Consider the following 24,592-nt stretch of genomic DNA (forward strand, 5'->3'; position numbering starts at 1 on the left):
CTCGGTGCAGGCCGGCAGAACATGATCGCTATTTGGCCAGAACCCAAGCGCCCTGGCCTGTTTCAACGACCTGTCAGAGCACCGCCAATCCGCGAGCCAGATCGGCCTTGAGGTCGACGATGTCCTCCAAACCCACGGCCACCCGAATCAGATTGTCGCGGATACCGGCGCTGGCGCGCTCAGCCGGCGACAGACGACCGTGGGAGGTGGTCGCAGGATGCGCGATGGTGGTTTTGGTATCACCCAGATTGGTGGTAATCGAAATCACCCGGGTCGCGTCGATAAAGCGCCAGGCCGCGTCCTTGCCGCCCTTGACTTCGAAACTGACCACCGCCCCGAAGCCACTCTGCTGACGCTTGGCCAACTCATGCTGCGGGTGACTGGGCAGCCCCGAATAGTAGACATGCTCGATACCCGGCTGCTGCTCCAGCCACTCGGCCAACAGCTGGGAGCTGGCGCAATGCGCCTGCATGCGCACACGCAGCGTTTCCAGGCCCTTGAGGAAGATCCAGGCGTTGAACGGGCTGAGGGTCGGCCCTGCGGTACGCAGAAAACCGACCACTTCTTTCATCAGTTCTGCCTTGCCGGCGACCACGCCTCCCATGCTGCGACCCTGACCGTCGATGTACTTGGTCGCCGAATGCATGACGATATCCGCCCCCAGCTTGAGCGGCTGCTGCAGCGCTGGCGTGCAAAAACAATTATCCACCGCCAGCAGAGCGCCCTTGCCGTGGGCTATTTCTGCCAGCGCGCCGATGTCCACCAGTTCGGCCAGCGGATTGGATGGCGACTCGACGAACAGCAGCTTGGTGTTGGGCTTGAACGCAGCGCTCCAGGCCTGCAGATCGGCCAGCGGCACATAATCGACCTGCACCCCAAAACGCTTGAGGTATTTCTCGAACAGACTGATGGTCGAACCGAACACACTGCGCGATACCAGAACATGGTCGCCGCCGCTGCACAGGCTCATGACCATGGCCAGGATCGCCGACATGCCGGACGAGGTCGCCACGGCTTGCTCGGCACCTTCCAACGCGGCGATACGCTCCTCGAAGGCGCGCACCGTGGGGTTGGTATAACGCGAGTAGACGTTGCCCGGTACTTCACCAGCAAAGCGTGCAGCTGCATCGGCAGCGGTGCGGAACACATAGCTGGACGTCGGGTAAATCGCCTCGCTGTGCTCACCCTCAGGCGAGCGATGTTGGCCGGCGCGTACCGCCAGGGTGTCGAAACCTACCCCATCGAGATCGCTATCCAGGCGACCCGCATCCCATTCAATCGTCATTGCCTTTGTTCTCCGCCTTCGGCACCCAACCGTGGCCCGGATTAGATCCGGGTCAGATTATTGCCGCCTGTGACTTAACGCTGCCGCTTAGTCGTTGTACAAATCGATAATCGCGCTGGCCGCCTGGGACTTGACCTTGGTGACGTCATTACGCGCCTGCTCGATCTTGTTCAGGTAACACTCATCGACATCGCCGGTGATGTACTGGCCGTCGAATACCGCGCAGTCGAAGTGCTCGATCTTGATCTTGCCGCCACCTACCGCCTCGATCAGATCGGACAGGTCCTGGTACACCAGCCAATCGGCGCCGATCAGCTCGGCGACCTGCTCGGTGCTGCGGTTATGGGCGATCAGCTCATGGGCGCTCGGCATGTCGATGCCATACACGTTCGGGTAACGCACTGCTGGCGCGGCCGAGCAGAAGTAGACGTTCTTCGCCCCGGCTTCACGCGCCATCTGGATGATCTGCTTGCAGGTGGTGCCGCGCACGATGGAATCATCCACCAGCAACACGTTCTTGCCGCGGAACTCCAGGTCGATGGCGTTGAGCTTCTGGCGTACCGATTTCTTCCGCGCAGCCTGGCCCGGCATGATGAAGGTACGACCGATATAGCGGTTCTTGACGAAGCCTTCGCGGAACTTCACGCCCAGGTGATTGGCCAGCTCCAGCGCCGAGGTACGGCTGGTATCGGGAATCGGAATGACCACGTCGATGTCGTGATCCGGTCGTTCGCGCAGGATCTTCTCGGCCAGTTTCTCGCCCATGCGCAAGCGCGCCTTGTACACCGAGACACCGTCCATGATCGAATCCGGACGCGCCAGGTAGACATGCTCGAATATACACGGCGAGAGATGCGGATTGCTCGCACACTGCCGGGTCGACAGTTTGCCGTCCTCGGTGATGTACACCGCTTCGCCCGGTGCCAGATCGCGAATCAGGGTGAAGCCGAGCACGTCCAGCGACACGCTTTCCGAGGCGATCATGTACTCCACGCCTTCATCGGTGTGGCGCTGCCCGAAGACGATCGGACGAATGCCGTTGGGGTCGCGGAAACCGACGATGCCGTAACCGGTAATCATCGCCACCACCGCGTAACCACCGATGCAGCGCTGATGCACCTGACTGACCGCGGCGAAGATGTCCTCCTCGGTCGGCTGCAACTTGCCGCGCTGGGCCAGTTCGTGGGCGAAGACGTTGAGCAGCACTTCCGAGTCGGAGTTGGTGTTCACATGACGCAGGTCGGATTCGTAAATTTCCTTGGCTAACTGTTCGACGTTGGTCAGGTTGCCGTTGTGCGCCAGGGTGATGCCATAGGGCGAGTTGACGTAGAAGGGCTGCGCCTCGGCCGAACTGGAACTGCCGGCGGTGGGATAGCGCACATGGCCAATGCCCATGTGGCCAACCAGGCGCTGCATATGACGCTGATGGAACACATCGCGTACCAGGCCATTGTCCTTGCGCAGAAACAGCCGCCCATCGTGACTGGTTACAATACCGGCAGCATCCTGGCCGCGGTGCTGGAGGACGGTTAGGCCGTCATACAGCGCCTGATTGACGTTCGATTTACCGACGATACCGACAATGCCACACATGTGACGCAACCCCTACTGAAGTGGAACAGGCTAATTCTGAATGCGTTTAAGGCAGTTTATGCTGCATCAGCGCTTCTTTGAACGGCAGCTCAGCAGGTGCGCTGATACCGCTGGCAAGCCACTCGCTGGACACCCCAAGAATGAGGTTCTTCGACCAGTCCGCGACCATTAAAAAATGCGGTAGCAGCGTCGATTGCTGCCACCACGGATCCTGCTGCACCGGCGCCAGGCTGAGCAGCCCGACCAGCACCACGACCAGCAAGCCACCCCGGGCGGCGCCGAAAACCATACCGAGCAAACGATCGGTGCCGGAAAGTCCGGTGACACGAATCAGTTCACTGATCAGGTAATTGACCAGCGCACCAACCAGCAAGGTGACGATGAAGAGTAAGGCGCAAGCTGCTATCACCCGCGCCGAAGGGGTTTCGATCCATGCGCCAAGGTGCTCGGACAAGGCGCCACCAAACATCCAGGCAACCACGCCGGCAATGATCCAGGTGAGCAAGGACAAGGCTTCCTTGACGAAACCACGGCTCAAACTGATCAAGCTCGATACGGCGATGATGGCGATAATCGCCCAATCGACCCAAGTGAATGCCACGATGCAGGTTACCTACGGAAAAGGCGCTGCATTTTAACAGAGCCCCTCGCATGGGGTAAGCAAAGGATTATCAGGCCGCAGGAAAATTACCGTACGCGGTGACGCCAAGGCAGAGCGCGCGCGAGAAAATCCCGCTGATCACGACGGCGCTGACAGCTTGCAGCACCTGCGCCATGCGAGCGCCGCCGACTCGCCAGCCCACAGAATGGCGCGATAAGCCGCTAACTGCTCTCAGGCTGAAAGCGCACGACAAAGCCGCTGAGCTTGTGCTGACGCTTCAACTGCTCACGCAAGCGATTGGCTTCGGTTCGCTCGATCACGGGCCCGACAAACACCCGATTCATCCCATCCACCTGGCGGATATAGGCGTTGTATCCCTGACTGCGCAGGGTTTTCTGCAAAGTTTCCGCCCCCGCGCGACTGGACAGACTGGCCAACTGCACCGACCAACTGACCGGCAGGCTATTGGCATCCAGGCGACTGGCGGGAGCTTGTGCCGGAGCACTGACTGGCGCAGGGGGCGTCAGCACCGGCTCAGGCTCTGGTGCGAGCACCGGTGTCGCAGCTACAGGGGCCTGGACCTCGACAACGGGCTCATCCGACGGAAAATCCTCGGACAACACCTCAGGCTCAGGCACGATCACGGGCTGCATTTCAATCTGCGGCATGGCCGGCGCCTGCGGCATCGCCGGTGCATCGACCACTACCCGCTGTAACTCGTCTTCACGCGACAGCAGCATGGGCAAAAAGATCACTGCCAAGGCCACCAACACCAAAGCGCCAACAATGCGCTGCTTCAATCCTTTATCCAGCAAAGCCATCCTGCACATCCCCCTTGGCATGGCGGGCCAGCCAGTCCAAGGCCTCGGCCACGCAGTAAAAAGACCCGAACAGCAGTATTTCATCTCCAGCCGCCGCCCGCGTACATTGCGCCTGCAACGCCGCCTGTACATCGGCATAGGCTGTCACCTGCGCGCCACGATTGTGTAAATACGCCTGCAACTCGCCAGCCGAGCGCGTGCGGCTGGTCGGCAGCGGCGCCACGGCCCAATCCACGACCTCATCGAGCAAGGGTGATACCACCCCCGCCAGGTCTTTGTCAGCCAGCAGGCCGAATACCGCAAGCCGCTTGCCCGCCAACGGCCTGCCAGACAAGCGCCGCGCCAGATACTCTGCCGCGTGGGGATTATGCCCAACATCCAGCAGCAACGTGAGTGGCTTACCCTGCCAATTCAGTACTCTGCGATCCAGACGACCCGTTACTCGCGTGCGCGTCAGGGCACTGACGATTTGTTCAGTCTGCCAGGGCAGATCGAGCAAGGCATAGGCTTGCAAAGCCAGTGCGGCGTTCTCCATCGGCAGGTCGAGCAACGGCAAGCCCTCCAGCCGCAAGACCTCGCCCCTCACATTCAAGCCAAACCAGGACCAGCCTGACCCGTCGATGCTCAGGTCGTAATCGCGGCCACGCAGAAAAAACGGCGCCTCCAGAAGCGCCACTTGATCCAGCAACGTCTGCGGCGGATCGAGATCACCGCACAACGCCGGCTTGCCAGCGCGAAAGATACCGGCCTTCTCGAAGGCCACCGCTTCACGGTTATCGCCCAGCCATTCGGCATGATCAATGCCGATACTGGTTACCAAGGCCAGATCGGCGTCGATCAGATTGACCGCATCCAGTCGTCCGCCCAGCCCAACTTCCAGTACCACGGCGTCCAGCGCTGCGCGCTGAAACAGCCAGAAAGCCGCCAGGGTACCCATCTCGAAATAGGTCAGGGAAATCTCGCCGCGCGCAGCCTCGATCGCGGCGAATGCCTGGCAAAGCTCGGCATCGCTGGCTTCGACACCAGCAATCTGCACTCGCTCGTTGTAACGCAACAGGTGAGGTGAGCTGTACACCCCGACCTTGAGACCCTGCTCCTGCAGCAAGGCAGCAAGAAACGCACAGGTGGAACCCTTGCCATTGGTACCGGTGACCGTAATCACCCGCGACGCAGGCCTGGACAAGGCCAGGCGATGCGCCACGACCCCGGCCCGTTCCAGCCCCATGTCTATGGCACTTGGATGCAACTGCTCCAGGTATGCCAGCCAATCGGCCAGGGAGCGTTCGGTCATGCGGTGACCGGCAACGCAGCAGTAACAGGCGACGGCAGCCCCATCATCTGGGCCAGCAGCCTGGCCAGGCGCGCGCGCAATTCTTCGCGATGAATAATCATGTCGATGGCACCGTGTTCGATGAGGAACTCGCTGCGCTGGAAACCTTCCGGGAGCTTTTCTCGCACCGTCTGCTCGATCACCCGCGGACCGGCAAAGCCGATAAGCGCCTTGGGTTCGGCGACGATGACATCACCAAGCATGGCCAGGCTGGCGGAAACGCCACCATAGACCGGGTCGGTCAGCACCGAGATAAACGGAATGCCTTCTTCGCGCAGACGCGCCAGCACCGCAGAGGTCTTGGCCATTTGCATCAGGGAAATCAGCGCTTCCTGCATGCGCGCACCGCCCGAAGCGGAGAAGCACACGAACGGACAACGCTGCTCCAGGGCCACATTGGCGGCGCGCACAAAGCGCTCGCCAACAATCGCCCCCATCGAACCACCCATGAAGGAGAACTCGAAGGCACAGGCCACCACCGGCATGGTTTCAAGGGTGCCGCGCATGGCAATCAGCGCGTCTTTCTCGCCCGTCTGCTTTTGCGCACCCGTCAGGCGATCCTTGTACTTCTTACTGTCGCGGAATTTCAGACGATCAACCGGCTCCAGTTCCGCGCCAATTTCTACGCGGCCCTCGGTATCGAGAAATATATCCAGGCGCGCACGCGCATTGATGCGCATGTGGTGATTGCACTTGGGGCAGACATCCAGAGTCTTCTCCAATTCAGGCTTGTACAACACCGCATCGCACGACGGGCATTTGTGCCAGAGGCCTTCGGGTACCGAACTCTTCTTGACTTCGGACCGCATGATCGATGGGATCAGTTTGTCTACCAACCAGTTGCTCATGCTCTTGATTCTCCAAAACTGTGGGCTCGAACAGGCGTCTTGCACAGGGCCTTGTCAGCACATCCAAGCAAATTCACGAAGGCAGTATCAATAGGGGCCGGCATCCGCAAGCGCAACACCCGCCACCTTGACCTCGACTGCCAAAGGCGGTCACTACAGTACCTGCAACAGGGGTATGGACGGCCAAGCCTGCAGCGTCGTCACATCGCATCAGCATCGGCTCAGGCACTCCTGACTGCACGCACGAACGCATGAATCTTGTCGCGATCCTTCACACCCTTGCTCGCCTCGACGCCGCCGCTGACATCCACCGCATAGGGCTGCACCTGTTCGATGGCGGCGCGCACATTTCTAGGCGTCAGGCCTCCCGCCAAGATAATCGGCACATGCAGGCCGCGCGGCACCAGTGACCAGTCGAACGCCTCGCCGGTACCGCCCGGCACGCCGGGAACAAAAGTATCCAGTAAAACACCCGCCGCAGAGCCATAGAGCCCGATCCGCGCAGCAATATCGTCGCCCGGCTTGACCCGCAGCGCCTTGATGTAGGGACGCCGAAAGCCCTCACACGCAACTGGTGCTTCATCGCCATGGAACTGCAGCAGATCCAGCGGCACGGCATCGAGAATTGCGTTCAACTCGCCGCGAGGGATGTCGACAAACAGCCCCACGGTGGTCACGAACGGCGGCAACGCCGCGAGGATCGCCTGCGCCTGCGGCACCGTTACGGCTCGCGGACTCTTGGCATAAAACACCAGACCAAGAGCGTCGGCACCGGCCTCAACAGCAGCCAATGCATCTTCTACGCGGGTAATTCCACAGATCTTGCAGCGAACGACTGACAACAGGCGAATACCTCCAGCAAAGGACCGATGGTAGCAAAGGAATGTCTAGGCGTCTTCCGCCACATCCGGCAGTCCCGAGAGGAAGTGTGGCCCGAGATAGCGCGTGGGCAAGTCGAACTCCTGCGGGTAGTCGACTTGCACCAGATAAAGCCCGTATGGATGAGCGGTCACACCGCCAGTACGCCGCACTCCAGTCTCCAGCACCGCACGCGCCCACTCCACCGGCTTCCCGCCCGCGCCAATGGTCATCAATACCCCGGCAATGTTACGCACCATGTGATGGAGGAACGCATTGGCGCGGATATCCAGCACGATGAAACGACCATGTTCGATCAGCTTCAGGTGGTGCACCGTCTTGATCGGCGACTTGGCCTGGCACTGGCGGGCGCGAAAGGCACTGAAATCGTGCGTCCCGACAAAGGCTTTCGCGGCTTCGCGCATGCGCCCAACATCCAGAGGCCGATGATTCCAGGTCACTTCCTCGGCCATGTGCGCCGGGCGAATCTGATCGGTGTAGATCACGTAGCGATAGCGCCTGGCCTTGGCACAGAAGCGCGCATCGAAATGCGCCGGCATCAGCTTGGCCCACACCACACTGATATCGGTCGGCAGATTCCTGTTGGCACCCATGACCCAGGCAAGCATGGAACGCTCGACCGGCGTATCGAAATGCACCACCTGAGCGCTGGCATGCACCAGCGCATCGGTGCGCCCGGCACAGCTCAGGGTGACCGGCGCGCCACCAGCGACTTTCGACAAGGCTTTTTCCAGAGAGCCCTGAATGGTCGGCACACCGGCACGCTGGCGTTGAAAGCCACAGTAACGCGAGCCTTTGTATTCGACACCGAGGGCGACTCTGTAAATGCCAACGGCAGCCGAATCGGCTGCCGCAGCGGGTAATGCATCAGACATGTATCAAACCAAGTTAGCGATCAGCTCACGCGCTTCCTGCTGCTGACCATCGTTACCTTCGGCGATCACTTCATCGAGAATGTCACGCGCACCCTCGGTATCGCCCATATCGATATAGGCGCGAGCCAGGTCGAGCTTGGTCGCGGTTTCATCGGTGCCCGAGAGGAAGTCGAAATCATCATCGCCATCCAGATCCACCCCTTGCAGCGCCGCGACAGGCGCAGACTGGGTCAACTCTGCGGGCTGATCCAGGCTCTCAGACAACTGATCCAGTTCCGCGGTCACTTCCTCGAGCTGAGCAGCGAAACTATCGCTGCTGGGCTGAGCCGGCGCCTCATCGCTCAGCGACAGATCGAAATCGTCGGACAGGTCGAAGTCGCCACCCTCGGTATCGCTCGGCAGATCGAGACTCAACCCGGCCAGCTCATCAGTTGCGGACGCGGCAGTCGGTTCGTCGTCCAGGCTCAACAGAAATTCATCCTCTTCAGCCTCGGTTACTGCCGGCTTGCTCTCGGCATCCAGATCCAGGCTGAAATCCGCCAGATCCTGCTCCAGCGCCATGCCATCGGCAGACCCGTCGTCGAGGCTCAGGTCGAATTCCAGATCATCGTGTTCATCCGCCACCGACTCGGCCGGGGCAGTCAAATCCAGATCACCATCCAATGACAGGCTGCCCAAGTCGGCCAGCGAGGCATCGGCGCCAGGCGCTTGCTGCTCACGCTCAAGATCGGCTTCAAGATCGGACTCAAGATCATCCAGACTCAGGTCGAAGGAATCATCCAGATCATCTGCTGCTGCGGCCGGCTGGTCAGGCTCATCCAGGCTCAGGTCATCCAGGCTGAAGCTGGAAAAATCATCATCGGCCAAGGCGGAGGCAGCCACACCGGCACCCACACCGGCAATAGCGGCTATTGCCGGATATTTGCCTTTCAATTGATCGACCTCGGCGGAGGAACCGCCTATTTCGCGCAATTCGCTTTCCTGACGGGCGAAACCATCGCGATCACCCAGCTCGGCGTAAACCTCCATCAGCTTGAGTCGCAGGTCACTGCGTTGCGGTTCATCATTGACGGCATTTTGCAGCAACTCGGCAGCCTGATTGAAGCGACCATAGGCGATGTAGATGTCCGCCTCGCCCAGCGCATCGTTGGTCTGCGCAATCACACGCTCATCGCCTGGCTCAACGCTGTCGGCGCTGTCGACAAAGTCATCGGGGAAGCTGTCGGCCGGCAGCTCCATATCGCTATCGAAATTAGCGCCATTGTTCTCGGCAACCAGGCTCTCTTGTAACTCGGCTTCCTTCAATGCGTTGCGGCGCGACACCATCATCAGCCCGACCAACAGCAACAACAGGGCGCCACCACCGGCAATCCCAAGAAGCATGGGATTGGCGAGCAGATCATCAATAGTGCTGAGTTGTGGCGGCTGCTCAACAGGCTTGGCCGGAGCCACTGGCGCAGCAGCTTTTACCACCGGCGCTGGCGCCGGCTCGGCGACGGGCGCCGCTGCAGGCTGAGCAACCGGCTGCTGGGGTTCAGCTGCTGGAGCCGCAGGCTCCTCGCTGTAGTTAAAATCCGGGGCTTCGGCTTCATCGGGGACAATCGGCGCAGCCGCAGGCACTGCCGCCACGGCAGGGGTCTCCAAGGCCGGGGTTTCCAAGACAGGGGCTTCCAAGGCAGGAGCCTGCCCTTGCGTGGCCAGATCCGCCTGCAGCTTGGCCAGTTGATCATCTTTCAGCTGAATCAAACGCTGCAATTTTTCGAGCTGACCCTGCAGGTCACTCATGCGCCCTTTCAGCTCTTCGTTCTCGCGGCGGGTGGAATCCAGGCCTTCCTGGGTCACCGCCAACTTGTCGCTCAGTGCCTTGCTGTCGACGGCACCAGCGTCACTGCCACTGGCGGCCTTGCCGGCATCGGCAGAGAGCAGCTTCAGGCTGTCCTGAGCCTTGACCTCAGCCGGTGCGGCACCGGCGACACTGCGCCGGGTCGCATCTATCTGGCGGGCGCTGGCAGCGACGCTACGCCCCTCGCGCCAGGCTGCATTCTGCTCAGCAACCTGGGCCACGGCTTCGGTCTGGGCACGGCTTTTGATCTGCTGGTCTTCGGGCAGACGCAACACCTGGCCGCTCTTGAGGCGATTGATATTGCCACCGATGAAGGCATCCGGATTCAGATCCTGAATGGCCAGCATGGTTTGCTGCACGCTGCCACTACCGCGCACACGCTGGGCGATTTCCCACAGAGTGTCATTGGCGGTGATCTTGTATTCAGTGCCTTGCAGGGCACTTGGCGCAGCGACAGGCGCACGCGCTACCGGAGCGCTGGCTTGCGCAGCTGAACGCTGAACGGGAGCGGCCAGCGGGCGTGGCGCCGGAGCTGCTACTGGCAGCCGCGGCGCAGCCGCGGCAGCGGTTTGCGGCGAGTAGAGAGGCGGATCGAGCAGCAATGTGTACTCGCGCAGCAGGCGGCCATTGGGCCACAGCACCTCGACCAGGAAATTCAGGTAAGGCTCACGTACCGGCTTGCTTGAGGTCACGCGTATGTAACTCTTGCCATTCGGCTTGAGTACCGGCGTGAATTTGAGGTCAGTCAGAAAGTACTGACGATCAACCCCAGCCCTGGTGAACTCTTCAGGGGACGCCAGATTCGGCAGCAACTCGCTGGAAGCCAGATCGCGCACCTCCAGCAATTCGATCTCAGCCACCAACGGCTGATTCAGCGCCGACTGCAGGGTCACTTCACCCAGCCCCAGCGCGTGCGCCATACCGGAGGACAGTGCCGAAGCAGCTGCGATTGCCAGCACCAGTTTGCGAACCCGAACCATAGCGTTATCCCTTGTTTTATCTTTTTTTCTCGGTATCCGAGAGGGTCTTGATAGCTGCTGCCTGTATCCACCCGAAGGCGGCTCCCCATTCAGCAACCAACTCAGCCAATGTTGCTAAGCTCGAAAGATTATTCAGATTTCTAGCTAAGTATCTTTTACAGATAGTGTTTTATCAACAACTCAGCCAATTGCACAGCGTTCAAGGCGGCGCCTTTCCTCACATTATCAGACGCAATCCACAAATTGAGCTCTGCAGGGTCATCCTGCCCGCCACGAACGCGGCCGACATACACCACATCCTGACCCACCGCATCACCTACAGCCGTCGGATAATCACCCGGCTCGATGTACTCCAGGGCGGCACATGCCTGCAAAGCCGTACAAATCGCCGGCAGATCGACAGCAGCATCTGCCTGCAGCGACACGCTGAGGCTGTCGCCAAAGAACACCGGCGCCTGGATGCAAGTTGCCGAAACCTTTAACTGCGGCTGAGCAAACAGCTCCTTGAGCTCACTGACCAAGCGTTTTTCCAAAGCACCATGGCCGTCGCTATCCGGTGCGTCCACTTGAGCCAGCAAGTTAAATGCAACTTGCCGGTCGAATAACTGGGGCTCGAATGAACGACCGTTAAGCAGTTCGGCGGTTTGCCGCGCCAACTCGGACACCCCTTCACGCCCGCGACTGGAAACAGCCAGGCAAGCCGTGACTGCCACACGCAGCACCTTGATCTGCTCGCGCAGGGCGGCCAGCACCACTGCCACGGCAATCGTCGAGGGACTCGGACTGGTCAATTGATAGGGGGCGCTGAGCGTGCTCAAGACCTGCGGGTTGACTTCAGGCACAACGCGAGGCGCTTGCTCGGCCGGCAAAGCGGCAGCCAGATCGATCAGCGTGCAACCGGCCGCATGCACCTTGGGCGCATAGCTGCGGGTAATCGCTTCACTGGCAGCAAAGAAAACCAGGCCGACGCTGGAGAAATCGAAGGATTCCAGGGTGCGCACCCGCAGATTCTTGCCCTTGAAAGACAGAGAACGCCCGGCCGACTCGCCGCTGGCCAGCAGGTGCAGATTGGCCACGGGAAAATCGCGCTCTTCAAGCAGTTGCACGAGGGTTTCGCCAACACTACCGGTGGCACCGATCACGGCAATATCAAAGGTACGGGTCATGGACAGGCTTCTGACGAAATAAGCACCGCACTGTATAGCGCAGCCCCACAAATGCAAAGGAGCCAGCTGTACCGATGATCGCTCGACACCTCGATCATCGACACCACTCGCTCCTATTCATTAGCGCCGGACATGCTCAGGTAAAACTCACTGCAGTCGCTATCAACGCTCCAACAGAATCCGCAGCATGCGCCGTAGCGGCTCGGCGGCCCCCCACAGCAGCTGGTCGCCCACGGTGAAGGCACCCAGGTATTGCGAGCCCATGTTCAGCTTGCGCAGACGCCCGACCGGTACACTCAGGGTGCCGGTAACGGCAGTTGGCCCCAGCTCACGGATACTGGCTTCACGCTGATTCGGCACCAATTTGACCCATGGATTGTGCTGACTGATCAGACCCTCGATGTCGGACAGCGGCACATCCTTGTTCAGCTTGATGGTCAACGCCTGGCTGTGGCAGCGCATGGCGCCGATGCGCACACAGAGACCATCCACCGGAATCGGGTTCTTGAAGCGACCGAGAATCTTGTTGGTCTCCGCCTGGGCCTTCCACTCTTCGCGGCTCTGGCCGTTGGGCAGTTCCTTATCGATATAGGGAATCAGGCTGCCGGCCAGGGGCACACCGAAGTTGTCCACCGGGAAGGACTCGCCGCGCATGGCTTCGGCCACCTTGCGGTCGATATCCAGGATGGCACTGGCCGGATCGGCCAGCTCATCGGCGACAGCGCCGTTGATTGCGCCCATTTGCTTGATCAGTTCACGCATGTTCTGCGCGCCGGCACCGCTCGCCGCCTGGTAGGTCATGGCGCTCATCCACTCGACCAGACCGGCTTCATAGAGGCCGCCCAAAGCCATCAGCATCAGGCTGACGGTGCAGTTGCCGCCGATATAGTTCTTGGTCCCGGCATCCAGTTGCTGATCGATCACCTTGCGGTTGACCGGATCCAGCACGATCACCGCGTCATCGGCCATGCGCAACGAGGATGCGGCATCGATCCAGTAGCCCTGCCAACCGGCTTCACGCAGCTTGGGAAAGACTTCACTGGTGTAGTCACCACCCTGACAGGTGAGGATCACGTCCAGGCTCTTCAGCTCCTCGATGCTGTAGGCATCTTTCAGCGAGGCGATGTCCTTGCCGATGGCCGGACCCTGACCACCCACATTGGAGGTGGTGAAGAATACCGGCTCGATCAAGTCGAAATCCTGCTCTTCCAGCATGCGCTGCATCAGCACGGAACCGACCATGCCACGCCAACCGATCAGACCTACACGTTTCATAACCACTACACCTATATGAACAGACCGCCGAAAACGTTCCGGAGAACCTGGAAGATTACAGACTACGCAACGCCTCGACTACCGCATCACCCATGGCCGCAGTGCCGACCTTGGTCGTACCGGCGGAATGGATGTCGCCGGTGCGCAGGCCTTGATCCAGCACCTTGCTGACGGCTTGCTCGATGGCATCGGCGGCCTGGCTCTGGCTGAAGCTGTAGCGCAACATCATGGAGACCGAGAGGATGGTCGCCAGGGGATTGGCGATGCCCTGCCCGGCAATGTCCGGCGCCGAACCATGGCACGGCTCGTACATGCCCTTGTTGTTGGCATCCAGCGAAGCAGACGGCAGCATGCCGATAGAACCGGTGAGCATGGAAGCCTCATCCGACAGAATGTCGCCGAACATGTTGTCGGTGACCATCACGTCGAACTGCTTGGGCGCGCGCACCAGCTGCATCGCCGCGTTATCGACGTACATGTGGCTGAGTTCGACGTCCGGGTAATCCTTGGCCACTTCTTCGACCACGGTGCGCCACAGCTGACTGGAGGCCAGTACGTTGGCCTTGTCCACCGAGCATAGTTTGCTGCCGCGCAGACGGGCCATGTCGAAGCCGACCTGGGCAATGCGGCGGATCTCGCTTTCGCTGTACGGCAGGGTGTCGAACGCCATGCGCTCGCCATTCTCCAGCACGCGGGATTCACGCGGACTGCCGAAGTAGATGCCGCCAGTCAGCTCACGCACGATCAGGATGTTCAGACCGGCCACCACTTCAGGCTTCAGCGACGAGGCATCGGCCAACTGCGGATAGAGGATGGCCGGACGCAGGTTGGCGAACAGGCCCAGTTGCGAACGGATCTTCAGCAGGCCGCGCTCGGGACGCAGGGCCGGATCGATGGCATCCCACTGGGGCCCACCCACCGCGCCGAGCAGGATCGCATCGGCGGCGCGGGCCCGCGCCAGGGTCTCATCGGCCAAAGGCACGCCGTATTGCTCATAGGCGGCGCCGCCCAGCTGGTCGAATGACAGCGCCAAGCCCAGGTCGAACTTCTCGTTCGCCAGTTGCAGCACCTTGACTGCCTCGGCCATGATTTCCGGGCCGATACCGTCGCCGGGCAGAATCAGAATCTGTTTGCTCATAGTGTCCCCAACTCAATCTGCAAGGTGCGCCGTGCGCACCAGACCTTTTATTCGATAGTGCGCACGGCCTAGGCGGCCCCACACAGCCTACTTGATCGCGCCGAACAGCCAGGGGCTGTGCTGCTGGTAACCGACTTCGAAGGCCTTGATCGCCTCGGCATCCTGCAGGGTCAGGCCGATATCGTCCAGACCGTTGAACAGGCAGTGCTTGCGGAATGCGTCGACGTCGAAACGGTACTGCTTGCCATCCGGGCGAGTCACAGTCTGCGCGCCCAGGTCGACAGTCAGCTGGTAGCCTTCGCAGGCTTCGCTCTGCTGAAACAACTCATCGACATCACGCTCGTCGAGAATGATTGGCAGCAAGCCGTTCTTGAAGCTGTTGTTGTAGAAAATATCGGCAAAGCTCGGCGCGATGATCGCGCGAAAACCATATTCTTCCAGCGCCCAGGGGGCGTGCTCGCGACTCGAGCCGCAACCGAAGTTCTCCCGCGCCAGCAGCACGCTGGCGCCTTGGTAACGCGGAAAGTTCAGCACGAAATCCGGGTTCAGCGGACGCTTGGAGCTGTCCTGATTGGGCTGGCCGACATCCAGGTAACGCCACTCATCGAACAGGTTGGGGCCGAAGCCGCTGCGTTTGATCGACTTGAGGAACTGCTTGGGAATGATCTGATCGGTGTCGACGTTGGCGCGATCGAGCGGCGCAACCAAGCCTGTGTGTTGAGTAAAAGCTCTCATATTCGGACTCCTCAGGCCTGGATCAATTCGCGCACATCGATAAAGTGGCCGGTCACCGCCGCCGCCGCCGCCATGGCCGGGCTGACCAGATGGGTACGTCCACCGGCGCCCTGACGGCCTTCGAAGTTGCGGTTGGAAGTGGAGGCGCAATGCTCGCCACTGCCGAGCTTGTCCGGGTTCATCGCCAGGCACATGGAGCAGCCCGGCTCACGCCACTCGAAGCCGGCTTCGACAAAAATCTTGTCCAACCCTTCCGCCTCGGCCTGGGCTTTAACCAAGCCGGAGCCCGGCACCACCATGGCCTGCTTGATGGTCGTGGCAACCTTGCGGCCCTTGGCAACTTCGGCAGCGGCGCGCAAATCTTCGATGCGCGAGTTGGTGCAGGAACCGATGAATACCCGGTCGAGCTGGATGTCGGTGATCGCCTGATTGGCGCTCAGGCCCATGTACTTGAGGGCACGGACAATGGAGTCGCGCTTGACCGGATCGGCCTCGACCGCCGGGTCCGGCACGCGCTGATCGACGGCCAGGACCATTTCCGGCGAAGTCCCCCAGCTGACTTGCGGCTTGATGTCCTCGGCACGCAACTCGACGACTTTATCGAAATGCGCGTCGGCGTCGGACACCAGGTCTTGCCACTGGGCGACCGCCTTGTCCCAATCCGCGCCCTTGGGCGCAAAGGGGCGACCTTCCACATAGGCGATGGTCTTCTCATCCACCGCCACCAGACCGACGCGGGCACCCGCCTCGATCGACATGTTGCAGATGGTCATGCGCCCTTCCAGCGACAACTCGCGGATCGCGCTGCCGGCGAATTCCAGGGCATGGCCGTTGCCGCCGGCGGTGCCGATCCTGCCGATCACTGCGAGGACGATGTCCTTGGCGGTCACGCCGAAGGGCAACTGCCCCTCCACGCGGACCTGCATGTTCTTCATCTTCTTCGCCACCAGACATTGGGTGGCAAGCACATGCTCGACCTCGGAGGTGCCGATGCCGTGGGCCAAAGCGCCGAAGGCGCCGTGGGTCGAGGTGTGCGAGTCGCCACAGACCACGGTCATGCCCGGCAAGGTCGCGCCCTGCTCCGGGCCGACCACGTGGACGATGCCCTGACGCAGATCGTTCATCCTGAACTCGAGAATGCCGAACTCGTCGCAGTTCTCATCGAGGGTCTGCACCTGAATGCGCGAGACTTCATCGGCGATGGACTCCAGACCGCCCTGGCGCTCGGCCTTGGTGGTCGGCACATTGTGATCCGGGGTGGCGATGTTGGCATCGATGCGCCACGGCTTGCGACCCGCCAGACGCAGCCCTTCGAAGGCCTGCGGCGAGGTCACTTCGTGGAGGATATGGCGGTCGATGTAGATCAGCGACGAACCATCGTCACGGCGCTTCACCTCATGCATTTCCCAGAGCTTGTCGTAGAGCGTTTTGCCGGCCATCAGCGATTCCCTCATCAGCGTGTTTCTATTCAAGGACGGATAGCCCTTTATTTATATGGTGATCCTATGAGCTTGGATTGAATTACTCAAATTCATATTTTTTATCCAAAGGATTCCTTTAGGGAATAGAGATACACTATAACCCTTGGACCGCAAGCAAGGGCTCACTGCTTGCCCTTGCCGCGCAAGGCCCACCGCCTGGAGCTATTGCCATGGATCTCGCCACCCTCAATGCCTTTATCGCCATCGCCGAGCTTGGCAGCTTCTCCGAGGCCGCCGAACGCTTGCACCTGACCCAGCCGGCCGTGAGCAAACGCATCGCCAGCCTGGAGCAGCAATTGAATGTGCGCCTGTTCGACCGCCTGGGTCGTGAGGTGAGCCTGACCGAGGCCGGCCGCGCCCTGCTGCCACGTGCCTACCAGATTCTCAATGTGCTGGACGATACCCGCCGCGCCCTGACCAACCTCAGCGGCGAAGTCAGCGGCCGGCTGACGTTGGCCACCAGCCACCATATCGGCCTGCATCGTTTGCCGCCCTTGCTGCGCGCCTTCACCCGTGAGCACCCGCAGGTGAAGCTGGACATCCAGTTTCTCGATTCCGAAGTGGCCTACGAAGAAGTCCTCCACGGGCGCGCCGAGCTGGCGGTGATCACCCTGGCCCCGGACACCCGCGAACCGGTACATGCGGTCGCGGTGTGGGACGACCCCCTGGATTTCGTTGCAGCGCCCGAACACCCGCTGGCACGCAGCGAAGCGATCAGCCTGGCCGACGTAGCCCTGCACCCGGCAGTATTTCCGGGCGGCAATACCTTTACCCACCACATCGTGCGGCGCCTGTTCGAAGCCCAGGGACTGACGCCGAATATCGCCATGAGCACCAACTATCTGGAAACCATCAAGATGATGGTGTCGATCGGCCTGGCCTGGAGCGTATTACCCCGTACCATGCTCGACGAGCAGGTCGCCCGTCTGCCGCTGCCCGGTATCCAGCTGTCGCGGCAACTCGGCTACATCTCGCACACCGAGCGCACCTTATCGAATGCCGCACGCGCCTTCATGCAGCTGCTCGATGCCCAGCGCGACGACCTTGCACAGGCGCCTGCGCAAAGGCTAACGTGACCGGATAACGATAAAAAAGGGCCCGTTACATGACCCTGAACCACTATCATTTCACTACCCAGCACAGCTCATCCCATAACCAAAAGGCTGCCAATGGCCAACGCCAGTGACAACCGGCCACCGCTGCCGCACATTCCTGCCCTGGATCCGGTCGTGTTCGAGAACACCTGGAACGACGCCCCGCGCCTGCTGGCGGCACTCAACGGCGCGCAACTGGGCGCCTGGTACTGGGATGTGCCAAGCGGCCAGGTCAGTTGGTCGCGGGGCGCCCAGGCCTTGTTCGGCCTGGACCCGAGCCGCCCCTTGCGCACCCGGGTCGACTACATCGAACTGATCCCGGAGGAAGACCGCCACCAAGTCCTGCAGATGTTCCAGGCCGTGCTCGACGGCGTACCCAGCAGCCATGCCCTGCAGCATCGCATTCGCTGGCCGGACGGCAGCCTGCACTGGCTGGAGATCAGCGGCAGCCTGCAGATCGATGACAGTGGCAAGCAACAGATGTTCGGCGTCATCCGCGACATCACCGCACAACAGCAGCGCGCCCAGGCGCTGCTCAACTCAGAACAGCGCTTCTCCACTCTGTTTCACCTCAGCCCGGACGCGATCCTGCTGGTGCGTTTCGCCGACAGCCTGATCACAGAGGCCAACCAGCATTTCGCCAGCATCTTCGGCTGGCCGGTCGACGAGGCCGTTGGCCGCTCGACCCTCGACCTGAACCTCTGGGTGCATGAGCAGCAGCGCGACTATCTGCGCCGCACGGCGCCGAACAGCCGTGAACCGGCCACCCAGGAAGTGCAGATGCGTACCCGCGACGGGCGCATTCTCGACGGCGTGATGTCCAGCCAGTACATCGAGCTGGACGGTCAAGCCTTTCTGCTCAGCACCTTTCTCGATACCAGCGAACGCAAGCGCATCGAAGCGGCGCTACGCAGCAGCGAGGAGAAATTCGCCCAAGCGTTCTGCCACACCCCCGACGCGGTAGTGATCACCGACAAGGAAACCGGGCGCTTTATCGAGGTCAACCCGGCTTTCGAACGGCAATTCGGCTGGAACAATAGCGAAACCCTGGGGCTCACCTCGCTGGAGCTGGGTATCTGGGCCGATCCCAAGGACCGCCAGCGGATGCTTGAGGCGGTGCATCAAGGTCGCCTGGACGAGTTGGAGGTACGCCTGCACAGCCGCGATGGCAGCGTCAGCGACAACCTGCTGTTCGGCGGCGAAATCGAGCTGGACGGACACACCTGCCTGGTGCTGACAGTACGCGACATCACCCAGCAGCGCGCCCAGGAGCAGGCCCTTAAAAACAGCCAGGAACGCCTGACCCTGGCCCTGGAGTCCGCCGACCTGGGCACCTGGGACTGGCACATCCCCAGCAACATGCTGTTTGCCTCGGCCCGCGCCTCAACGCTGCACGGCTTCAGCCAGGCGCCCTTTCATGGTGATTTTCGCGAGTTCTTCGGCCATGTCCCCATGGACGACCGGCTGGCCATGCGCCAGTCCTACCGCGAGCTGGTAGAAGGTACTGGCCAGGACTCCCAGGTCACCTACCGAGCAACCTATGGCAATGGCAAAGTGCACTTTCTCGAGAGCACCGCCAAGCTCTACCGCGACGAACAAGGCAAGCCCTTGCGCATGGCCGGCATTCTCATCGACATCAGTGAACGGGTGCAGCGCGAACAACGCCTGTCGGCCTCGGAAGAGAAATTCGCCACCCTGTTCCAGGCCAGCCCCGACCCTATCTGCGTGTCGCGCATCCGCGACGGCGTATTCGTCGAAATCAACGACAGCTTCAGCCAGACCTTCGGCTGGACACCCGAGCAGATCGTCGGCCGCAGCGGCCCGGAGGCCGGCTTCTGGATCGACTGCGACGAACGCCGGCGCCTGTACGACAAGCTCGCCGCGCACCAGGGCCTGGACAACGAGCAGGCCCGTTACCGTACCCGGACGGGCGATGAGCTGACCTGCGTGGTGTCCTGCCGTTACATCCGGGTCGACCGCCAGCTGTGCATCCTCTCCACCTTCCGCGACGTCAGCGAACGCCTGCAAGCCGAGGCAGCACTCAAGGCCAGCCAGGAAAAATTCGCCAAGGCCTTTCACTCCAGCCCCGACGCCATCACCATCACCGAGCGCGATACGGCTCGCTACATCGAGGTCAACGAGGGCTTCTTCCGCCTCACCGGCTACCGCGCCGAGGAGGTCATCGGTCACTCGGCCCTGGAGCTGAATATCTGGGCCGAGCCCAGACAGCGCCTGGAGATGCTCGAAACGCTCCAGCGTGACGGCCGCATAACGCACCGGGAAATGTTCGGCAAACACCGCGACGGCAGTATCAAGACGGTGGAGGTCTCGGTCGAGCCGATTGACCTGAACGGCCTCGATTGCCTGCTGCTGACCGCCCGCGATATCAGCTTGCTGAAGGAAGCCCAGGCGCAGATCCAGCACCTGGCCTACCACGACTCGCTGACCAACCTGCCCAACCGCGCCCTACTCATGGACCGCCTGACCCAGCAGATCGCCCTGCTCAAGCGCCACGACCTGCGCGGCGCCCTGCTGTTTCTCGATCTCGACCACTTCAAGCACATCAACGACTCGCTCGGCCACCCGGTCGGCGACAGCGTGCTCAAACTGATCACCGCTCGCCTGGAAGCCAGCGTACGCTTGGAAGATACGGTCGCCCGCCTCGGCGGTGACGAGTTCGTTATCCTGCTCTCCGGCCTCGAGGGCAAACGCTCGGCCGTCACCCGCCAGGCCCACATGGTCGCGGAGAAACTGCGCAAGCTGCTGGCCGAACCCATGCTCATCGACGGCCATCGCCTGCAGGTCACACCGAGCATCGGCATCGCCCTGATCCCTGACCACGGCGCCACTCCGGCCGACCTGCTGAAACGCGCCGACATCGCCCTCTATCGCGCCAAGGACTCCGGGCGCAATACCGTCCAGCTGTTCCGGCGGACCATGCAGGAAGCCGCCAGCGAACGGTTACGCCTGGAAAATGACCTGCGCCAGGCTCTGGCGCGCGGCGAGTTCGAGCTGTATTTCCAGGCCCAGGCGGATGCCCGCTCCGGCCAGATCATCGGCGCCGAGGTACTCCTGCGCTGGCTCCACCCAACCCTTGGCCCGCAGTCACCGGCACTGTTCATCCACGTGCTGGAGGAAAGCGGATTGATCCTCGAAGTGGGTGGCTGGGTGCTCGCCGAAGCCTGCCATGCCTGCGCGCAATTGCTCGAAGAAGGGCTGATCGATGCACAGAACTTCAGCCTGTGCGTCAACATCAGCCCGCGCCAGTTCCGCCATAACGACTTTGTCGAGCGCGTGGAATGCAGCCTGCGCAGTAGCACCTTACCCAGACCGATGCTCAAGCTGGAAATCACCGAAGGCATTGTCATCCAGAACATCGAGGACACCATTGCCAAGATGAATCGCCTGAAGAAGCTCGGCGTCAGCTTCGCCATGGACGATTTTGGCACGGGCTATTCCTCGCTGACCTACCTCAAACGCCTGCCGGTGGACCTGCTGAAGATCGACCAATCCTTCGTCCGCGACGCCCCCCATGACGCCAACGATGCTGAAATCATTCGCGCCATCGTCGCCATGGCACGCAGCCTGGGCCTGGAGATCATTGCCGAAGGCGTCGAGCAACAGGAACAGCTGGATTTTCTCGAACAACAGGGCTGCCACCTGTACCAGGGCTACCTGTTCAGCAAGCCGCTGCCATTGCCCGAATTCCGTGCCCTGCTGGCACACACTCGACAGCGTCCGGCGGCGTCCTGAAGGGCCGCGCAGCGAAACACCTGCGCCACGACGCCGACCGCGCCCAGACCGCCCCGGAGACCCGCCCTATGCGTAAAGTCATGCTGATCACCGGCGCCAGCCGCGGCATCGGTGCTGCCACCGCCAGGCTGGCAGCGGCCCAGGGCTATGCCCTTTGCCTCAATTACCACCAGCACAGCCAGGCCGCCGAGACGCTGGCGGACCAAATCGTCGCGGCTGGCGGACAGGCCATCGCCGTGCAGGCCGACGTTGCCGATGAAGCTCAGGTACTGCGGCTGTTCGCCAGCCTCGACCGGCACTTCGGCCGCCTCGACGTGCTGGTCAACAACGCCGGCATACTGGAGCAGCAGATGCGCCTCGAACAGATGGACCTCGGCCGCTGGCAGCGAGTCTTCGCCGTCAACGTATTCGGCAGCTTTCTCTGTGCCCGCGAGGCGGTGAATCGCATGTCGACCCGCCGTGGCGGCAGTGGCGGTGCCATCGTCAACCTGTCGTCGGTGGCCGCCCGCCTCGGCGCGCCCGGCGAATACATCGACTATGCCGCCGCCAAAGGCGCCATCGACAGCCTGACCCTGGGCCTGGCCAAGGAAGTCGCCGGCGACGGCATTCGGGTCAATGCCGTGCGCCCCGGGGTGATCGACACCGAGATCCACGCCAGCGGCGGCGAACCGGCACGGGTCGCCCGGGTCAGCCCGAGCGTACCCATGGGCCGCGGCGGCCTGGCCGAGGAAGTCGCCCAGGCGATTCTCTGGCTGGCCAGCGAACAGGCGTCCTACACCAGCGGCGCCCTGCTGGATGTCAGCGGCGGACGCTGAGCACGCCGCCAGCATCTGTCCTGCAGGCGCCAACTTGCTGGTTCCTGCAGGCGCCTTGTTCTCAAGCGATGGTCCATTGTTCCTGGCGCGAGGCAATCGGAACATCGACGCCAAGCAAGGCATCGATCCGCAGGCAATCGTTCTCCCGACGCAGCGAATTGAACAACGCGAACGCCTCGGGATAGCTGCGGGTAAGCATCGCCAGCCATTGCTTCAGGCGCCCCGGGGCATAGCGCGGGGACATCTTGCGCCGTGCCTGCTGCCAGAAATCGGCGAGCAAGGGCTGCAACGCGGCCCAGTCCATTGCAACCACGGTCTGTCCGGCCCGCGCCGCGGCGATCTGCCGGGCCAGGTCCGGCCGCGCCACCAGCCCGCGGCCGAGCATGATGTTCTCGACGCCACTGATTTCACGGCAGCGCCGCCAGTCGTCCAGCGTCCACACCTCGCCATTGGCGAACACCGGCACCTTGACCACCTCTTGCACCCGCGCCACCCACTCCCAATGCGCCGGCGGCTTGTAGCCCTCGACCTTGGTCCGCGCATGCACCACCAGCTGCGAGGCCCCGCCCTCGGCCAGGGCCTCGGCGCACTCCAGGGCGTAGTCCTTGTGATCGAACCCCAGGCGCATCTTGGCCGTTACCGGAATCCCGGCCGGCACCGTACGGCGCACCTCGCGGACGATGGCATGGAGCAGTTCCGGCTCTTTCAATAACACCGCGCCGCCACGGGACTTGTTCACGGTTTTCGCCGGGCAGCCGAAATTGAGGTCGATCACCGGCGCGCCGAGGCCACAGGCAAAGGCGGCGTTATCCGCCAGGCACTGCGGATCAGAACCAAGAAACTGCACACGCACTGGCGTACCGGCCGCCGTTCGCGCAGCACTGAACAGTTCCGGCGCCAGCTTCTGATAGGTCGAGGCGGGCTGCACCCGCTCGGTGACACGAATAAACTCGGTCACGCACCAGTCGATGCCGCCGACCCGGGTCAGCACATCGCGAAGGATTTCATCGACCAATCCTTCCATCGGTGCAAGGGCGATCTGCATAGCAACATTCTCGAAAAAACGTCGCGTAGTTTACGCGGCGAATTGCCCTGAATGAAATGCCCGCCAAGACAGGCACCACCCAGCGAGATGGAACGCCGCCGGTATCAGGGAGTCCACTATCGGGACACAAAAATGCCCCGGAGGACGAACATGCGCATCCTGATACTGCTCGCCAGCCTGTACAGCAGTCTCGGCCTGAGCCATGCAGAGGCACTGGCGCCAGGTGCAGCCGGACAGCAGCCCGCAGCCGAAGAAATGGCCAAATTGATCATCGGTCGCGACCACAAGGTGCCGAACGCCTGCGCTGTCGAACTGCTTGTGGAGAAGAAGCCAGTGGCACAACTGCCGACCGGAAAAACGGTGAGCCTGGATGTGCCGGCCGGCACGCTCTACCTCAGGGCTCGACTGAAGCCAGCTGACAATTGCGATGCAGCCGGCCTGGCCAGCGGCCAGTCGGTTCTGCTCGAACCCGGAGAGACCCGGCAGTACCTGGTAATGCTCGACAACAACGCATTGTTCCTGGCCCCGCAACTGCACTAACGGCGCGAGTCAGAGCTCCAGCGGAAAGGGGAGCTGCAAAGCACGGCCGTAGCCTTCGACGAACTCGACCGGCATGCGCTTGGGCTTGCCACTGGACAGTTCGATGCAGACAAAGGTGGTCTTGGCCCGCAACAAGGTGATGCCATCCGCTGGACGGATCAACTGAAAGCGCCGATCCATCTTCAGACGCTGATCCGACTCGACGATCCAGGTGGCCATCTGCAGCTCCTGATCCTCATAAGCGCTGGCCAGGTAATCGATCTCATGGCGCAGCACCGCCATGGCACGGTCGAGGCGCCGGTATTCGGCCAGGTCCAGGCCCAGGTATTGCGAGTGGCGCCAGGCGCAGCGCTCCAGCCAGCTGACATAGACCGCATTATTGACATGCCCAAGGCCATCTATGTCGTCGGCAACCACGTTGACGTCGAGCACAAATGGATTAGCCAGGTCCCACCTCATCGCGACTGCTCCGGATTGCCGCTCAGCGCGCACGCA

Annotated in this window: 20 protein-coding genes; 4 read left to right on the top strand and 16 right to left on the bottom strand. The window is 61.7% G+C overall.

The window, feature by feature from the left end; translation table 11 throughout:
• Window positions 1–73: 73 nt before the first annotated feature.
• The 14 genes from LJY18_RS16070 to leuC form a co-directional block, all read right to left on the bottom strand.
• Window positions 74–1,285: an O-succinylhomoserine sulfhydrylase gene (locus LJY18_RS16070; protein ID WP_238042808.1), complete on the bottom strand. Its 1,212-nt coding sequence runs from the start codon at window positions 1,283–1,285 to the stop codon at window positions 74–76.
• An 87-nt stretch (window positions 1,286–1,372) separates the two neighbouring features.
• Window positions 1,373–2,878 carry an amidophosphoribosyltransferase gene (gene purF / locus LJY18_RS16075; RefSeq protein WP_238042809.1) on the bottom strand — a complete coding sequence of 502 codons (1,506 nt, stop codon included), beginning with the start codon at window positions 2,876–2,878 and terminating at the stop codon, window positions 1,373–1,375.
• Window positions 2,879–2,924: 46 nt separating this feature from the next.
• A complete protein-coding gene (locus LJY18_RS16080) occupies window positions 2,925–3,479 on the bottom strand; it encodes a CvpA family protein (protein ID WP_238042810.1) in 555 nt (184 codons plus the stop codon).
• 221 nt (window positions 3,480–3,700) lie between these two features.
• Window positions 3,701–4,300, bottom strand: coding sequence for an SPOR domain-containing protein (locus LJY18_RS16085; protein WP_238042811.1), 600 nt, complete (start codon window positions 4,298–4,300; stop codon window positions 3,701–3,703).
• Entirely contained in the window at window positions 4,284–5,591 is a 1,308-nt protein-coding gene (gene folC / locus LJY18_RS16090) for a bifunctional tetrahydrofolate synthase/dihydrofolate synthase (protein ID WP_238042812.1), read from the bottom strand. The genes LJY18_RS16085 and folC overlap by 17 nt, the downstream gene beginning before the upstream one ends.
• Window positions 5,588–6,478 carry an acetyl-CoA carboxylase, carboxyltransferase subunit beta gene (accD, locus tag LJY18_RS16095; protein WP_238042813.1) on the bottom strand — a complete coding sequence of 297 codons (891 nt, stop codon included), beginning with the start codon at window positions 6,476–6,478 and terminating at the stop codon, window positions 5,588–5,590. The genes folC and accD overlap by 4 nt, the downstream gene beginning before the upstream one ends.
• A 221-nt stretch (window positions 6,479–6,699) precedes the next feature.
• Window positions 6,700–7,320 carry a phosphoribosylanthranilate isomerase gene (locus tag LJY18_RS16100; protein ID WP_238042814.1) on the bottom strand — a complete coding sequence of 207 codons (621 nt, stop codon included), beginning with the start codon at window positions 7,318–7,320 and terminating at the stop codon, window positions 6,700–6,702.
• Between the two features lie 45 nt (window positions 7,321–7,365).
• Window positions 7,366–8,232 (bottom strand): tRNA pseudouridine(38-40) synthase TruA, encoded by an 867-nt coding sequence (gene truA / locus LJY18_RS16105; RefSeq protein ID WP_238042815.1) that lies wholly within the window; start codon window positions 8,230–8,232, stop codon window positions 7,366–7,368.
• Between the two features lie 3 nt (window positions 8,233–8,235).
• Window positions 8,236–11,055, bottom strand: a complete 2,820-nt coding sequence (locus LJY18_RS16110) for a FimV/HubP family polar landmark protein (protein ID WP_238042816.1) — start codon at window positions 11,053–11,055, stop codon at window positions 8,236–8,238.
• 155 nt (window positions 11,056–11,210) lie between these two features.
• Window positions 11,211–12,221 carry an aspartate-semialdehyde dehydrogenase gene (locus LJY18_RS16115; protein WP_238042817.1) on the bottom strand — a complete coding sequence of 337 codons (1,011 nt, stop codon included), beginning with the start codon at window positions 12,219–12,221 and terminating at the stop codon, window positions 11,211–11,213.
• Between the two features lie 162 nt (window positions 12,222–12,383).
• A complete protein-coding gene (gene asd, locus LJY18_RS16120; RefSeq protein WP_238042818.1) occupies window positions 12,384–13,496 on the bottom strand; it encodes an aspartate-semialdehyde dehydrogenase in 1,113 nt (370 codons plus the stop codon).
• 55 nt (window positions 13,497–13,551) lie between these two features.
• Complete coding sequence (leuB, locus tag LJY18_RS16125) at window positions 13,552–14,634, bottom strand: 3-isopropylmalate dehydrogenase (RefSeq protein WP_238042819.1); 1,083 nt, start codon at window positions 14,632–14,634, stop codon at window positions 13,552–13,554.
• Window positions 14,635–14,721: 87 nt separating this feature from the next.
• Entirely contained in the window at window positions 14,722–15,369 is a 648-nt protein-coding gene (gene leuD / locus LJY18_RS16130; protein WP_238042820.1) for a 3-isopropylmalate dehydratase small subunit, read from the bottom strand.
• An 11-nt stretch (window positions 15,370–15,380) separates the two neighbouring features.
• Complete coding sequence (gene leuC / locus LJY18_RS16135) at window positions 15,381–16,808, bottom strand: 3-isopropylmalate dehydratase large subunit (RefSeq protein ID WP_238042821.1); 1,428 nt, start codon at window positions 16,806–16,808, stop codon at window positions 15,381–15,383.
• A gap of 212 nt (window positions 16,809–17,020) precedes the next feature.
• On the opposite strand from leuC, the gene LJY18_RS16140 reads away from it, so the two are divergent.
• The 3 genes from LJY18_RS16140 (at window position 17,021) to LJY18_RS16150 (ending at window position 22,512) form a co-directional block, all read left to right on the top strand.
• Window positions 17,021–17,926, top strand: coding sequence for a LysR family transcriptional regulator (locus LJY18_RS16140; RefSeq protein ID WP_238042822.1), 906 nt, complete (start codon window positions 17,021–17,023; stop codon window positions 17,924–17,926).
• A gap of 93 nt (window positions 17,927–18,019) precedes the next feature.
• Complete coding sequence (locus LJY18_RS16145; protein WP_238042823.1) at window positions 18,020–21,697, top strand: PAS domain S-box protein; 3,678 nt, start codon at window positions 18,020–18,022, stop codon at window positions 21,695–21,697.
• Window positions 21,698–21,765: 68 nt separating this feature from the next.
• Window positions 21,766–22,512: an SDR family oxidoreductase gene (locus LJY18_RS16150; RefSeq protein ID WP_238042824.1), complete on the top strand. Its 747-nt coding sequence runs from the start codon at window positions 21,766–21,768 to the stop codon at window positions 22,510–22,512.
• A gap of 61 nt (window positions 22,513–22,573) precedes the next feature.
• Here LJY18_RS16150 and LJY18_RS16155 read toward each other — a convergent pair whose 3' ends face one another.
• A complete protein-coding gene (locus LJY18_RS16155; protein WP_238042825.1) occupies window positions 22,574–23,557 on the bottom strand; it encodes a tRNA dihydrouridine synthase in 984 nt (327 codons plus the stop codon).
• A 150-nt stretch (window positions 23,558–23,707) separates the two neighbouring features.
• On the opposite strand from LJY18_RS16155, the gene LJY18_RS16160 reads away from it, so the two are divergent.
• Complete coding sequence (locus LJY18_RS16160; protein WP_238042826.1) at window positions 23,708–24,097, top strand: hypothetical protein; 390 nt, start codon at window positions 23,708–23,710, stop codon at window positions 24,095–24,097.
• A 9-nt stretch (window positions 24,098–24,106) separates the two neighbouring features.
• Here the strand turns inward: LJY18_RS16160 and LJY18_RS16165 are convergent, their stop codons facing one another.
• Window positions 24,107–24,556, bottom strand: a complete 450-nt coding sequence (locus tag LJY18_RS16165; RefSeq protein WP_238042827.1) for an acyl-CoA thioesterase — start codon at window positions 24,554–24,556, stop codon at window positions 24,107–24,109.
• Window positions 24,557–24,592 lie beyond the last annotated feature (36 nt).

The organism is Pseudomonas sp. MMS21 TM103, from assembly GCF_022132145.1.
Classification (GTDB): domain Bacteria; phylum Pseudomonadota; class Gammaproteobacteria; order Pseudomonadales; family Pseudomonadaceae; genus Aquipseudomonas.

Coding starts and splice junctions, on each gene's coding strand:
- LJY18_RS16070 (WP_238042808.1), bottom strand. CDS start 1,285: ATGACGATTGAATGGGATGCGGGTCGCCTGGATAGCGATCTCGATGGG.
- purF (WP_238042809.1), bottom strand. CDS start 2,878: ATGTGTGGCATTGTCGGTATCGTCGGTAAATCGAACGTCAATCAGGCG.
- LJY18_RS16085 (WP_238042811.1), bottom strand. CDS start 4,300: ATGGCTTTGCTGGATAAAGGATTGAAGCAGCGCATTGTTGGCGCTTTG.
- folC (WP_238042812.1), bottom strand. CDS start 5,591: ATGACCGAACGCTCCCTGGCCGATTGGCTGGCATACCTGGAGCAGTTG.
- accD (WP_238042813.1), bottom strand. CDS start 6,478: ATGAGCAACTGGTTGGTAGACAAACTGATCCCATCGATCATGCGGTCC.
- truA (WP_238042815.1), bottom strand. CDS start 8,232: ATGTCTGATGCATTACCCGCTGCGGCAGCCGATTCGGCTGCCGTTGGC.
- LJY18_RS16110 (WP_238042816.1), bottom strand. CDS start 11,055: ATGGTTCGGGTTCGCAAACTGGTGCTGGCAATCGCAGCTGCTTCGGCA.
- LJY18_RS16115 (WP_238042817.1), bottom strand. CDS start 12,221: ATGACCCGTACCTTTGATATTGCCGTGATCGGTGCCACCGGTAGTGTT.
- asd (WP_238042818.1), bottom strand. CDS start 13,496: ATGAAACGTGTAGGTCTGATCGGTTGGCGTGGCATGGTCGGTTCCGTG.
- leuB (WP_238042819.1), bottom strand. CDS start 14,634: ATGAGCAAACAGATTCTGATTCTGCCCGGCGACGGTATCGGCCCGGAA.
- leuD (WP_238042820.1), bottom strand. CDS start 15,369: ATGAGAGCTTTTACTCAACACACAGGCTTGGTTGCGCCGCTCGATCGC.
- leuC (WP_238042821.1), bottom strand. CDS start 16,808: ATGGCCGGCAAAACGCTCTACGACAAGCTCTGGGAAATGCATGAGGTG.
- LJY18_RS16140 (WP_238042822.1), top strand. CDS start 17,021: ATGGATCTCGCCACCCTCAATGCCTTTATCGCCATCGCCGAGCTTGGC.
- LJY18_RS16145 (WP_238042823.1), top strand. CDS start 18,020: ATGGCCAACGCCAGTGACAACCGGCCACCGCTGCCGCACATTCCTGCC.
- LJY18_RS16150 (WP_238042824.1), top strand. CDS start 21,766: ATGCGTAAAGTCATGCTGATCACCGGCGCCAGCCGCGGCATCGGTGCT.
- LJY18_RS16155 (WP_238042825.1), bottom strand. CDS start 23,557: ATGCAGATCGCCCTTGCACCGATGGAAGGATTGGTCGATGAAATCCTT.
- LJY18_RS16160 (WP_238042826.1), top strand. CDS start 23,708: ATGCGCATCCTGATACTGCTCGCCAGCCTGTACAGCAGTCTCGGCCTG.
- LJY18_RS16165 (WP_238042827.1), bottom strand. CDS start 24,556: ATGAGGTGGGACCTGGCTAATCCATTTGTGCTCGACGTCAACGTGGTT.